This window comes from Salmonella sp. 3C (assembly GCF_025426275.1).
Lineage (GTDB): Bacteria > Pseudomonadota > Gammaproteobacteria > Enterobacterales > Enterobacteriaceae > Salmonella > Salmonella enterica.
The window spans coordinates 2,315,383-2,327,523 of the sequence record NZ_CP104858.1; the positions used below are offsets into that span (position 1 = coordinate 2,315,383).

Annotated in this window: 12 protein-coding genes; 5 read left to right on the forward strand and 7 right to left on the reverse strand. The window is 51.5% G+C overall.

Features of this window, described 5'->3' with window-relative positions; all coding sequences use genetic code 11:
- Positions 1-44: 44 nt before the first annotated feature.
- Together N7E69_RS10970 and N7E69_RS10975 are read left to right on the forward strand one after the other, a co-directional pair.
- Positions 45-1,184 carry a DKNYY domain-containing protein gene (locus N7E69_RS10970; protein WP_000155543.1) on the forward strand — a complete coding sequence of 380 codons (1,140 nt, stop codon included), beginning with the start codon at positions 45-47 and terminating at the stop codon, positions 1,182-1,184.
- Between the two features lie 14 nt (positions 1,185-1,198).
- Entirely contained in the window at positions 1,199-2,587 is a 1,389-nt protein-coding gene (locus tag N7E69_RS10975) for a hypothetical protein (RefSeq protein WP_000944340.1), read from the forward strand.
- A 66-nt stretch (positions 2,588-2,653) separates the two neighbouring features.
- Here the strand turns inward: N7E69_RS10975 and ytfE are convergent, their stop codons facing one another.
- The 3 genes from ytfE to N7E69_RS10990 form a co-directional block, all read right to left on the reverse strand.
- Complete coding sequence (gene ytfE / locus N7E69_RS10980) at positions 2,654-3,316, reverse strand: iron-sulfur cluster repair protein YtfE (RefSeq protein WP_000331471.1); 663 nt, start codon at positions 3,314-3,316, stop codon at positions 2,654-2,656.
- A 102-nt stretch (positions 3,317-3,418) separates the two neighbouring features.
- A complete protein-coding gene (locus tag N7E69_RS10985) occupies positions 3,419-4,384 on the reverse strand; it encodes a DMT family transporter (RefSeq protein WP_000623274.1) in 966 nt (321 codons plus the stop codon).
- An 80-nt stretch (positions 4,385-4,464) separates the two neighbouring features.
- The gene (locus N7E69_RS10990) at positions 4,465-5,313 is read right to left on the reverse strand and encodes an SDR family oxidoreductase (protein WP_261743245.1); all 849 of its coding nucleotides are present in this window, start codon (positions 5,311-5,313) and stop codon (positions 4,465-4,467) included.
- Between the two features lie 87 nt (positions 5,314-5,400).
- Between N7E69_RS10990 and N7E69_RS10995 the strand changes: the two genes are divergently transcribed.
- On the forward strand, positions 5,401-5,787 hold the full coding sequence (locus N7E69_RS10995; protein WP_001201297.1) for a winged helix-turn-helix transcriptional regulator: 387 nt from the start codon (positions 5,401-5,403) through the stop codon (positions 5,785-5,787).
- Positions 5,788-5,844: 57 nt separating this feature from the next.
- On the opposite strand, the gene N7E69_RS11000 is transcribed toward N7E69_RS10995, so the two are convergent.
- A complete protein-coding gene (locus tag N7E69_RS11000; protein ID WP_000589384.1) occupies positions 5,845-7,788 on the reverse strand; it encodes a bifunctional 2',3'-cyclic-nucleotide 2'-phosphodiesterase/3'-nucleotidase in 1,944 nt (647 codons plus the stop codon).
- A 267-nt stretch (positions 7,789-8,055) separates the two neighbouring features.
- Here N7E69_RS11000 and cysQ point away from each other — a divergent pair, with 267 nt between their 5' ends.
- Positions 8,056-8,796, forward strand: a complete 741-nt coding sequence (gene cysQ / locus N7E69_RS11005) for a 3'(2'),5'-bisphosphate nucleotidase CysQ (protein ID WP_000893398.1) — start codon at positions 8,056-8,058, stop codon at positions 8,794-8,796.
- Here the strand turns inward: cysQ and N7E69_RS11010 are convergent.
- On the reverse strand, positions 8,786-9,343 hold the full coding sequence (locus N7E69_RS11010) for a YtfJ family protein (RefSeq protein ID WP_000175300.1): 558 nt from the start codon (positions 9,341-9,343) through the stop codon (positions 8,786-8,788). The genes cysQ and N7E69_RS11010 overlap by 11 nt on opposite strands.
- Before the next feature lie 326 nt (positions 9,344-9,669).
- Between N7E69_RS11010 and N7E69_RS11015 the strand changes: the two genes are divergently transcribed.
- Positions 9,670-9,876, forward strand: a complete 207-nt coding sequence (locus N7E69_RS11015; RefSeq protein WP_000689229.1) for a DUF1107 domain-containing protein — start codon at positions 9,670-9,672, stop codon at positions 9,874-9,876.
- 85 nt (positions 9,877-9,961) lie between these two features.
- Here N7E69_RS11015 and N7E69_RS11020 read toward each other — a convergent pair whose 3' ends face one another.
- Positions 9,962-11,305 (reverse strand): hemolysin family protein, encoded by a 1,344-nt coding sequence (locus N7E69_RS11020; RefSeq protein WP_000934974.1) that lies wholly within the window; start codon positions 11,303-11,305, stop codon positions 9,962-9,964.
- A 182-nt stretch (positions 11,306-11,487) separates the two neighbouring features.
- The gene (msrA, locus tag N7E69_RS11025) at positions 11,488-12,126 is read right to left on the reverse strand and encodes a peptide-methionine (S)-S-oxide reductase MsrA (RefSeq protein WP_000051467.1); all 639 of its coding nucleotides are present in this window, start codon (positions 12,124-12,126) and stop codon (positions 11,488-11,490) included.
- Positions 12,127-12,141: the final 15 nt, after the last annotated feature.

A 12,141-nucleotide genomic window follows, 5' to 3' on the forward strand; every position in this document is an offset into this window, starting at 1 on the left:
AGTGGTTTAAGTAACAAATTAATCTCCTATTTCAAACTGTAATTATGACCATTCGACGCTGGATTTTAAGCGCTACGCTTTTGCTGCTGCCTGTTCCTGCGTTCGCAGATTTTCAGTATCAGCAGGATAAGGACGGCGTTTTTTATACCGCCGACGACGAACCGCAAATTCTCTCCCGACTGCCTGACGTTAGCTATTCGCATTTACGGCGTATTGCCGATTTATCTCACCCGCAAGACCCTCGCCCGTTAATAGAAATCAATCCCGACAGCCATAACTGCGACGACAATCATATTTGTCAGCACGCTTATCTCAGCGATGGGCGCTTTATCCTGTGGGCAGGCAAAATCGTCCAGAATACCGGGGATGAGCCTGCCGTTGATGTTGCCAGCTTTCAGTCTTTTGGCGCCTTTGCCGCCGATAAACACGGTCTCTATTTTGATGGTAAACGTCGTGATAGCAATGCGGGTGAAAAACGTGTGGATATGGCGACTCTGGCAGAGACGAAAATCTGGAATCTGCTGCGGGATAAAAATAATCTCTATTATGAAGGCCGCTGGCTGGGGCGGGCCGATGGGTTTCGCGTGTTGAGGCTGGATTCCACTTCGGCAAGGGAGTTTATTGTGACGACGGCGCAACGGGTGATTGTGAACGGCATACCCATTACCGCTGATGCTAATACGTTTCAAATCATTCGCTGGATGCCTGGCGAGGTACTAATTTATCGTGATAAAACCGGTAAGCATGACTATGAGATTGATAATTCCAGTCGGTACTGCGGCTATTTTAATATTGGCCTGCGTGAGGTGACATGGCTGAAACATGAGGCAACCAACGCCGGGAGCAGTTGTAAAGTGGAAACCCTGCCGGGTGTCGATCCGGAGTATTTTTTTCGTCTGAACGGGAACACCGGTTGGTATAAGGATCGTATTTATCAGGTGAGCACGAATGCGTTGGGCGAGGGGGTACTGCGCATTTTTACGTCGCAGGAAAAACTTCCGGCGCTGAAAATAGATAGAGTTACCTATAATTACTACCATCTGGCTTTGTCCGCGGATGGGCAATTATATCGCCAGATCTCACGTGATCAATGGCAGCGCTATAACCCGATATTAACAGAGTGGACGACGGTATCACCAGCGCCCACTGACGTTATCTCTTTGCTTCCCTCTGATTACCACTAGCGCAGGATGGCGCAATGTTGAGAATAAAACAGTTCTGTTTATCGATTTTATTAATGCTGGCACCAGTGTTAGCTCTGGCCTGTTCCGGCATTCCATATGCTTTGTTTCACTATCAGCCGTGGGGGCAGGGAACGAAATATGTAGTTGAAGAAGATTATGATTATGGTATTAATTTTAAAGATATTGAAATTCGAGAGGTAAAATTTAGTCAACTACGGCACGTTCCTGACCGCATTGTTAATGAATATAATGACCGTGGAAAAATGAGTAATGATTTTGTTCATGTCGCCGCTTTTTCATCGCTAATAAAAAATGATTTCTGGCAGTTTTATTGGCTAACCGACGGCCAGCATATTTTATGGGTTGGGAAAATCGTACAAAATCCACCGGGTAAGCCGCCAGTGGATGCAGCGACTTTTCGGGCGTATGGACGCTTTGCCGCTGATAAAGATAGTCTTTACTTCGACGGCGAGCGCACAGATGATAATCATGGTGAAAAAAGGGTCGATATAGATTCGTTGCAGCAGGTCGGCGGCAACATCAAATTAAACGACTCCGGCGATGTGCTTAAAGACAGGCGCAACCTCTACTTTCAGGGACGCTGGCTGGCTAGTGCGCAGGGATATTCCATCCTGGGCGTTAAATCCTGGGAGCAGCGTAATATTCTGTTTTCGCCGACCAGCTGCGATACTACATCTAATCCTGGCCCGTGGGACACTATTCTACGTACCGCCACGCAGGTTTTTGTTAATGGTGTGGCAATTGATGCCGATCCGAACTCTTTTCATGTTGTGCGCTGGGTCGCTGGCGTGCAGTTACTCTATCGCGACAAAGCAGGCGTAAAACGCTATTACTTCGGCAAAGACTGTCTCAATACGTTTAATGTACAGCGGGATAAGGTGACATGGATGACGCGAGAGGCATCGCGCCGAGGCGATGACTGCCGAATAGCGACTATTCCCAATGTTGATCCAGAATATTTCCATCCCATTCATTACAATTGGACGGTAGCACAGTACAAAGATCTATTGTACCAGGTGAAGTATGTCTCTCCGGTCGACAGGGTATTAACCATCACCCGCTTGCCTGATCCGCAGGTACAGCTGAAAGCTGGCGCTAATTTGGTGGGTAAACAGATCTATTTTATCGGCGATGGGGGCGTGCAGATTATCGACCCTATTGGACCATTGGTGTGGTTTAAAAATCCCGATGGTTCATTTTCTGATGTTTTTGCTCATGACGATCGTTATCTCTATTTCTTCGGTGATACGCTGGTGGATAGCGGGCAACGGCGTAACGTAACGCGGACGCTGGATACTGCGCATATCGACAAGAGCGGTTATTATCTGGTCACTGAGGAGGGGAAATATGAGGTTATTAATAATGCATTCACCTCTCGCTAAAAAGCGTTAGTCGATTCAGAATAAACGATCCTGTCTATACGTTCAGGATCGTTTATTGGCGGTGGATTATTCCCCGGCCAGCGCGCGTGGGAACAGCACGTTATTCTCCAGGCTGATGTGCTCCATCAGATCATCAATCATCTCATTAATGCCGTTATACATCGCTTTCCAGGTGGTGCAGGCTTCTGGCGGCGGCGTTACATTTTGGGTGACGTGTTTGATGACGTCTACCAGCTCTCCCGCCTCGTCATGCTCGCTTTCCATTACGCTTATCGGGCCCGTTGCCTGGCGACCCATACCCTGTTTGATCATGGGGAACAGGATCTGTTCTTCTTTCATCATATGGCTGGAAAGCTCTTCATGCAGCGCGGTGAGATATTTTGTCAGGCCGCGTGGGACGTTTGGCTTATCCGCGTGAACGCGTTCCACTTTGGTTGCCTGCAGAATAAGCTCCGGCAGTTGTTCGCGATGTCGGTCATGATAGCGAACAACGATATGGTCAATAATGTCCGCCAGCGGAACGGCGCGCCAGTCTTTTTCGATGGGCTGTTCAGCCAATTGCGCCAGTTGCGCTTCAATGATGTCAATATCGACGTCGTGACGCGCGGCGGCGCGTGCCAGCGTCTGTTTTCCACCGCAGCAGTAATCCATATCGTACTGGCGAAACAGCGCCGATGCGCGGGGAATAGAGAGCGCCAGTTCGCCTAAAGGTTGATCGCGATAAGCCATAGCCGTTACCTCATTTGCAATAATATAAGTTGTATTCTAAATGCATCTTTAAGGCGAGGCTATAACACTTTCGGGGTGCGTATAATTTAAGCGAGTATGAAATTAGCGTTCCGTGACCGGAACGACGGTCGCTTTTTCCGGTTTCGCTCTCACGGCAATGACCACGCCCGCCACCAGGAGCGCAATGGCGCTTAACGTCAGGAATGGCGGGATTTCTTGGCGCAGAATGAAGGTATAGAGCAGTCCCGCCAGCGTTTCAAAAACAATCAGCGGCCCTAAAATAACGGTTGGCAATTTTTGGCTGGCGATATTCCAGCACAGCGCGCCCACCCAGGAACACAGCACCGCGATGGCGATCATCAGACCGATAAACAGCGCGGGATGCGGGCCAAAGGGCAGGGTAAACAACGGTTTCTGGATACTCAGCCACAGACAGACCGCCGCATAGCCGATTAACGAGACCGGCAGCGTAACCAGCGCCTGCGCCGTTGCCCACATCATGGGATGTTTGTCGGGATTTTCCCGCAGCCAGCGGGCGTTGCGCAGCGCATACCATGCCCAGCACGCTACGGAAATCAGCGCCAGCACAATGCCTGAACCATAGCGCCAGCCGCTAACATCGGACAATCCCTGACTAAGTTCAGCAATATTGACGCACAGCAGGCCAAAACCGATAAGCGCCAGCGCGGGCGCTAAACGCCGCCAGGATAATCTGCCGTCTCGTTGGCTATAGAGAACGTTAGCGAAAAGCGGAATGACGACCGGCAATGTCCCGATGATCATCGTCGAAACCGGCGCGCCGGTTCGCTGAATAGCGCTGGCGAGGCAGGCGTAATAGATTACATTGCCCATCAGAGTCAGCGACAGGGCGGTGAACCAGTCTTTGCGCGTCAACTGGCGTAACCGCGTGCGGCCTAACCAGGCAATCGGCAGGGCAATCAGCCCCAGCGCCAGGTAGCGTCCCATTGACTGTAAGAGGGCCGGGTAATCCGGCACGATTAACGGGCCGACGAAAATCAATCCCCACATTAGCCCTGCCAGCAGGGCGTATAGCACGCCGCTAATCATCAGATTCTCCTCATAAACCGTTCCGTCATTATCAGAGAAGGTCTATGAGGATGCCACATAAATTAACTAAATTTTAACACTTACAGTACGGAGCGAAGGCTTTCTGTGAGCGTCGTCGTCGGGCGACCGATGAGTTTACGCAGCGTATGGCTGTCATCAAACAAGCCGCCTTTCGCCGCGCCAGCGTCAGAATTGGCCAACATATCCGCCAGTCCGTCAGGCAGGCCTGCGCCTTTTAACGCGGCGGCAAAATCGACTTCGCTCAGGTTCTGGTAGACGATTTTTTTTCCGCTCTGATGAGTAAGTTCATCCGCCAACTGGCGTAATGTCCAGGCGTCATCACCCGCCAGCTCGTAGACATTCCCGGCGTGACCCTCTTCACTGATGACGCGCGCGGCGGCGGCGGCATAGTCAGCGCGCATTGCGGAGGCGATTTTCCCTTGTCCCGCTGCGCCAATAAAGACGCCATGCTTCAGCGCGGCAGGGACGCTCGCCAGGTAGTTTTCCGTATACCAGCCGTTACGTAATAGCGTGTGAGGAATACCTGACTCAGCCAGCATCTTTTCCGTTTCAATATGTTCATCGGCGAGCGCCAGCGGCGATTTATCCGCATGTAGCAGGCTGGTATAGGCGATGAATTTCACCTTCGCGGCAATGGCGGCCTGAATAACGTTGCGGTGCTGCGTGGTGCGTTGTCCCACTTCGCTGGATGATATAAGCAGCAGTTTATCAACGCCCTGTAAGGCGGTGGTCAGCGCGGCTTCGTTAGCGTAATCCGCCTGGCGAACGGCGATCCCGCGCTGACTGAGCGGGGCGGCTTTTTTCGGGTTACGGGCGATCGCGACGAGGTGACTGGCGGGCGTCGTTTTTAGCAGGTTTTCAATAACGTGTTGGCCCAGTTGGCCTGTTGCGCCAGTGATAGCAATCATGGTGAACTCCTCAGTGTTGGTCTTGTGTTTTATTACGCTACCACCTAAACTTACTTTTAGTAAGTACGTACAAAAAGGTAAGTATCAATGCGCGCTCATACTCTTTCCCGGCAGTTGCGTGAAGGTAATCTCTTTGCTGAACAGTGCCCGTCCCGTGAGGTGTTAAAACATGTCACCAGTCGCTGGGGCGTACTGATTCTGGTCGCGTTACGCGACGGTACACACCGTTTTAGCGACCTGCGCCGCAAGATGGGAGGCGTGAGTGAAAAGATGCTGGCGCAGTCGTTACAGGCGCTTGAACAGGACGGATTTCTTAACCGGGTGTCATATCCAGTTGTTCCGCCGCATGTGGAGTACAGCCTGACGCCGCTTGGCGAGCAGGTGAGCGATAAAGTCGCCGCGCTGGCGGACTGGATAGAACTGAATTTGCCGCAGGTATTGGCGCAGCGGGAGCGTTTATCAGATGGCGGCTAGCGCTTTATTCGGCCTGCCAGTCAGGCCGAATAAACGCAGCGCCATACGGGACTCACGTTACTTGCTCAAATCCACCTGATAAATGGCAAAACCGATATCATCGACGGCAACCTTCTTCATCGGATACTGCCCTTTCGCTTTAATGAAGGCAGCGGCTTTATCGCCTGGCGATGTTTCAAAGCGGATATCCAGCGCCGTATCGCTGTGGATTGGCGCCAGACGCCAGTTATTATCCGCCGCCGGATGGATTTCGCCCGCGCGTTTTGATTCTGCGCCAATCCATGCCGCCAGCACGGCGCGATTTTCATCGGGAGACGCAAAGGCGATATGGCTGTCGCCCGTGCCGGCAAACTTGCCGCCGTAAGCGCGATAGTTATTCGTGGCGACCAGGAACGTAGCGTTCGGGTCGACAGGCTTACCGTTAAAGGTCAGGTTTTTAATACGTTCCGCCTGCGGATTCACCATCTGGCATTCGCCATCATAGCGGGCGGGCTGTGACACATCGATTTGATAATTCACGCCGTCAATGACATCGAAATTATAGGTGCGAAAGCCATCCCAATTGATCAACGATTGCGGTTTGTTGCTGTGAATATCAATCTGATTAAACTGTCCGGCAGAACATTCCAGCCACTCTTTTACCTCCTTGCCGCTGGCTTTCACCACCACCAGCGTATTCGGATAGAGATAAAGATCCGCGGCGTTACGGAAGGTCAGCTGGCCTTTTTCCACCTCGACAAAGCTGGCAGGATCGTTCTTACGCCCGCCAACTTTAAACGGCGCGGCGGCGGACAGCACCGGCAGTTTCGCCAGATCCGGATCGCCCTGAATAAAGTGTTCCACATACGCTTTTTGCGCGTTATTCACCACCTGTACGGTAGGATCGTCCTGCACCAGAGCAAGATAACTGTACATATTATCGGCGGATTTACCGATGGGCTTGCTGACAAACTCGCGGGTGGCATCGTGATCGGCTTTCAGAATACCGACCAGCTTACTGTCTTCCGCCGCCAGCGACTTTTTAGCGGCGGCGTCGTAAATAGGCCGCGCTTCCGCTTTCGCCTGCGTAACCTGCCATTTGCCGCTGTCGTTATTGAGCACCAGATCGACCACTCCCAGATGGTCGCCCCACATGCCAGGCATTACCGCAGGAATGCCGTTAAGCGTACCTTTGGCGATATCCGCGCCTTTGATGTCGGCAAAATCTTTACCGGGGAAGACGGCGTGGGCGTGGCCAAACATAATCGCGTCGACGCCGGGAACTTCGCTGAGGTAATAAACCGAGTTTTCCGCCATGCTGTGGTACGGATCGGCAGAAAGGCCTGAGTGAGCAATGACTACCACGATATCAGCGCCTTTCTCGCGCATTTCGGGCACATATTTCCGGGCGGTTTCCGTAATGTCATTGACGGTAACTTTGCCGCTCAGATTCGCTTTATCCCAAATCATGATTTGCGGCGGAACAAAGCCGATATAGCCGATTTTCAGAGTTTGCGGGTGGCCGTCTTTATCAATAACGCTCGTCTCTTTAATCAGATAAGGCGTAAAGAGCGGCTTTTGGGTTTTAACGTCGATAATATTGGCGTTAACATAAGGGAATTTCGCGCCGGCCAGCGCGTTATGCAGATAGTCCAGACCATAATTAAACTCATGGTTGCCGAGGTTTCCAACCGCGTAATCCAGAGTGTTGAGCGCTTTATAGACCGGGTGAACATCACCGTCTTTGAGCCCTTTTGCCGCCATATAATCGCCCAGAGGGCTCCCCTGAATCAGGTCGCCGTTATCCACCAGCACGCTGTTTTTGACTTCATTTCGGGCGGCATGAATCAAACTTGCGGTACGTACCAATCCGAATTTTTCGGTTGCGGTATCCTTGTAATAATCGAAATCCATCATGTTGCTATGTAAATCAGTAGTTTCCATGATACGGAGATCGACGGTGGCCGCATTCACGCTGGCGGCGATCAGCGTAGCCAGAAGCGTTGCACTAAACTTAATCATCAGAGGCACCTTTTAAGAACGCAATAGAAAAGCCGGATAGTGAAAAATAGCGATGATAAACAGTGAAACCCGATATCGTTCCGACCGTCGCCAGAAGAAGGCGAAACTGCCTCATCCGGCCGATTTTTTGCGAGTGTTCACAGAAAGGTGAATCATGCCATGAAAGCTATTATCAAAACCGCTGACGGTATCACAGTTGGCGGAACCCTTAACGATCGGGTATAAGTAAAACAACGAGTTAACGCCCCTGTCATAAAGAGGTGGAGAATGTTAGAACAAGTATGCCAGCTTGCACGGAACGCGGGCGATGCCATTATGCAGGTTTATGATGGAGCCAAACCGATGGAGTACGCCCGCAAGCAGGACGATTCTCCAGTCACTGCGGCGGATATCGCCGCACATACCGTGATTCTCGAAGGGTTACGCACGCTCACGCCGGATATTCCGGTGCTTTCAGAAGAAGATCCGCCCGCCTGGGAAGTGCGCCAGCACTGGCAGCGCTACTGGCTGGTCGATCCGCTCGACGGCACCAAAGAGTTCATCAAGCGCAATGGCGAATTCACGGTCAATATTGCGCTGATTGAGCAGGGCAAGCCGGTGTTGGGCGTTGTCTATGCGCCGGTGCTGAAAGTGATGTACTACGCGGCGGAAGGTAAGGCCTGGAAAGAGGAGTGCGGGGTGCGTAAGCAGATTCAGGTGCGGGATGCCCGCCCGCCGCTGGTGGTGATTAGCCGTTCGCATACGGATGATGAACTCACCGAATATCTCCAACAGCTCGGCGAACATCAGACCACCTCTATTGGTTCCTCGCTGAAATTCTGTCTTGTGGCGGAAGGCCAGGCGCAGCTTTACCCCAGATTTGGGCCGACCAGCGTCTGGGACACTGCCGCAGGTCATGCCATTGCCGTTGCAGCCGGGGCGCACGTTCACGACTGGCAGGGAAAAACGCTGGACTATACCCCTCGTGAATCGTTCCTTAACCCCGGCTTCCGGGTGACTATTTACTGAGGAGCTTATGCAGCAGGTCGACCACCTGCTGTACCTCTTGCTGGGTTAACGCGCCATCTTTCACCCATTGAACCCGACCGTCTTTGTCAAGCACGATGACGGCGGACCCCTCTTCTTTTAATTGCCAGGCGTTACGCGCCACGCCATTGCTGTCGACAATAAATTGCGACCACGGGTAGAGCTTTTTATTACTTTCTATACTGCTACGCACGAACATACCGGAGCCTGGGATTGCATCATCGGTGTTCACAATTGTGGTCGTCTGGTATCTGTCATGCGGAAGCCCGGCGGATTTAATCGCTTCAATCAGCGTGGCGTTTTTTTCCTTCGCTGACGTTCGACCCGCAATGTGCAGCAGGACGCGCACTTTTCCCGCCAGCTGCGCGCTATTCCAGTTTTTATAACTAAACTCATCTTTATTCAACGTCAGTTCGCCACGGTCGGCAATGCCTACCGGCGGCACCCGTTGGTTATCTTCAAGGTTATGCGCACAAGCCATTATGGGGAGTAGCAGACACGACATCGCCAGAATTTTACGTAGGGTCATGGTCATTCCTTCTTTATTTTTTTGCAGGTGATCCGACCACTTTGGGCCGATAGTTAATCATATGTGCGATTGATGCTTTTTCCCGCAAAGGGGATGCCAGTTTGCGGGCGGGCGCACACTTCCTGTGAAAAATGAAGGCATATACTGAGAAAAATGAGCTGATGTTTAGATAATTCTGAATAACTGTAATCAAAAGGTAAATATACTTATGCACACTGGAAACGACGTAGATATGGTCTATAGTCATATGGCATTAAAATTTGCGCCTTAAAACTGTTGGGCCGATTGTGGCACCGCAAGGGCGTAATACTCTGCAGGAGACAACAATGAAAATTTTCCAACGCTACAACCCGCTACAGGTGGCGAAGTACGTGAAGATCCTGTTCCGTGGACGGTTATATATCAAGGATGTTGGCGCTTTTGAGTTCGATAAGGGTAAGATTCTTATCCCAAAAGTGAGAGACAAGCAGCACTTGTCTGTGATGTCTGAAGTTAACCGTCAGGTTATGCGTCTGCAAACTGAGATGGCGTAACCAAAAGTGCTATGCAGTAGGTTAAAAAAGTAAAAAAAAAACGGCTCCTGAATCAGGAGCCGTTGATGTTTCTGGCAAACGGATTTCAGGCCGCGCTGTCTTCTTTACCTTGCGCATCGGGCAGTTTCGGCGCCGGTACGTTGCTTTTATTGTCGAGACGCGTCACCAGCAACTGATCGATACGGTAGTTGTCGATATCCACCACTTCAAATTTGTAGCCGGAAAACTTCACCGAATCAGTACGTTTTGGGATCTTGCGCAGCATAAACATCATAAAGCCGCCAATGGTTTCATAGTTGCCGGATTGCGGAAACTCATCGATATCCAGCACGCGCATGACGTCGTCAATCGGCGTGCCGCCGTCAACCAGCCAGGAATTTTCATCGCGCGCCACAATTTGCTCTTCCAGTCCCTGGCCGACCAGGTCACCCATTAGCGTGGTCATCACATCGTTCAGCGTAATGATACCGACGACCAGTGCGTATTCATTCATAATGACCGCGAAATCTTCGCCCGCCGTTTTGAAACTTTCCAGCGCCTCAGAAAGGGTCAGCGTATCCGGCACAATCAAGGTATTGCGAATTTGCACGCCGCTATTCAGCGCCATACTTTGGTTCGCCAGCACGCGATTCAGCAGATCTTTGGAGTCTACATAGCCGATGATGTGGTCGATATCTTCATTACACACCAAAAATTTTGAGTGCGGATGTTCGGCGACCTTTTTCTTCAGGCTTTGTTCGTCTTCGTGCAGATCAAACCAGATGATACTTTCGCGCGACGTCATAGAAGACGGTACGGTGCGGGATTCAAGTTCAAACACATTTTCAATCAGTTCGTGCTCTTGCTTGCGCAAGACGCCCGCCAGCGCGCCGGCTTCCACCACTGCGTAAATATCATCAGAAGTAATGTCGTCTTTCCGCACCATTGGAATTTTGAACAGGCGGAAGATGTTGTTTGCCATGCCGTTAAACAGCCACACCAGCGGGCGAAAAACGAACAGGCAGAAGCGCATCGGGTTGATGATACGCAAAGCCACAGCTTCTGGCGCAATCATACCGATGCGTTTCGGGGTTAAATCCGCGAACAGGATAAACAGCCCCGTCACCAGCGAGAAGGAGAGAATAAAGCTCAGCTGCTCGGAGAGTTCTGGCGACATATAGTGCGAGAAAAGGGCGGAAAAGGCGGGCGAAAATGCCGCATCGCCGACGATACCGCCAAGAATAGCGACGGCGTTCAGGCCAATTTGCACAACGGTGAAAAACATGCCGGGATTTTCCTGCATTTTCAATACGCGTTGTGCGTTGATACTGCCTTCATCAGCTAATAACTTAAGTTTAATCTTACGTGATGCGGCAAGCGAGATCTCGGAGATGGAGAAGAACGCACTTACAGCGATCAGGCAGAATATAATGAATATACTGTTTAACATATCTTATCCGGCGAAACGCCAGATCCTCGGAAGGGAAGTTTATAAATCCGTGTGGTAACGTTTAATGAAAACCGGCTCGTAGCAGTGAGCCGATAAGTTCAGGGCTAGTATAGCGTAAGCTACTGTAAAGTCGCCAGAGGGTTCATTTTCAACTCCGACAAGTTCCCCCTACGCCTGCGTCGTCACGCGTCAGGCGGCAGGCAAACGCCGATCCCGCCAATCCCGCAGTAACCGTATGGATTTTTGTGCAGATACTGTTGGTGTTCATCCTCGGCGTAGTAAAACGGCGTCGCATGGGCGATTTCCGTGGTAATAGGGCGATGGTCTCCGGCGGCGGCCATTGCCGACTGAAAGCGCTCGCGACTGGCGTGAGCGGCGGCATTCTGTTCCGGCGTTAAGGGATAAATCGCAGAACGGTATTGCGTACCGTGATCGTTACCCTGTTGCATCCCCTGCGTCGGATCGTGATTTTCCCAGAAGGTCTGTAAAAGCTGCTCATAACGGATAACGGCAGGATCGTACACTATCCGTACCGCTTCGGCATGACCGGTCTGCCCGGAACAGACTTCCCGGTAGGTTGGATTAGGCGTGTAACCGCCTGCATACCCTGCCGCGGTGCTATATACGCCGGGCAATTGCCAGAATAAACGTTCTACGCCCCAGAAACAGCCCATAGCGAAGTAGGCGATCTCCATCCCGGCAGGGACATTGGTCATAGAGTGTTCATTTACCGCATGCAGAGTGGCGATCGGCATCGGGGTGTTGCGTCCTGGTAACGCATCTGCTTGAGTAACCAGATGTTTTTTATCAAATAAACTCATGAGCTATTCTCCCGA

Excerpts from the sequence above, each read along its gene's own strand:
- N7E69_RS11015 (WP_000689229.1), top strand. The coding sequence starts at position 9,670 with ATGAAAATTTTCCAACGCTACAACCCGCTACAGGTGGCGAAGTACGTG.
- N7E69_RS10990 (WP_261743245.1), bottom strand. The coding sequence starts at position 5,313 with ATGATTGCTATCACTGGCGCAACAGGCCAACTGGGCCAACACGTTATT.
- N7E69_RS11020 (WP_000934974.1), bottom strand. The coding sequence starts at position 11,305 with ATGTTAAACAGTATATTCATTATATTCTGCCTGATCGCTGTAAGTGCG.
- N7E69_RS11010 (WP_000175300.1), bottom strand. The coding sequence starts at position 9,343 with ATGACCCTACGTAAAATTCTGGCGATGTCGTGTCTGCTACTCCCCATA.
- N7E69_RS10975 (WP_000944340.1), top strand. The coding sequence starts at position 1,199 with ATGTTGAGAATAAAACAGTTCTGTTTATCGATTTTATTAATGCTGGCA.
- N7E69_RS10985 (WP_000623274.1), bottom strand. The coding sequence starts at position 4,384 with ATGATTAGCGGCGTGCTATACGCCCTGCTGGCAGGGCTAATGTGGGGA.
- N7E69_RS10995 (WP_001201297.1), top strand. The coding sequence starts at position 5,401 with ATGCGCGCTCATACTCTTTCCCGGCAGTTGCGTGAAGGTAATCTCTTT.
- N7E69_RS11000 (WP_000589384.1), bottom strand. The coding sequence starts at position 7,788 with ATGATTAAGTTTAGTGCAACGCTTCTGGCTACGCTGATCGCCGCCAGC.
- msrA (WP_000051467.1), bottom strand. The coding sequence starts at position 12,126 with ATGAGTTTATTTGATAAAAAACATCTGGTTACTCAAGCAGATGCGTTA.
- ytfE (WP_000331471.1), bottom strand. The coding sequence starts at position 3,316 with ATGGCTTATCGCGATCAACCTTTAGGCGAACTGGCGCTCTCTATTCCC.
- cysQ (WP_000893398.1), top strand. The coding sequence starts at position 8,056 with ATGTTAGAACAAGTATGCCAGCTTGCACGGAACGCGGGCGATGCCATT.
- N7E69_RS10970 (WP_000155543.1), top strand. The coding sequence starts at position 45 with ATGACCATTCGACGCTGGATTTTAAGCGCTACGCTTTTGCTGCTGCCT.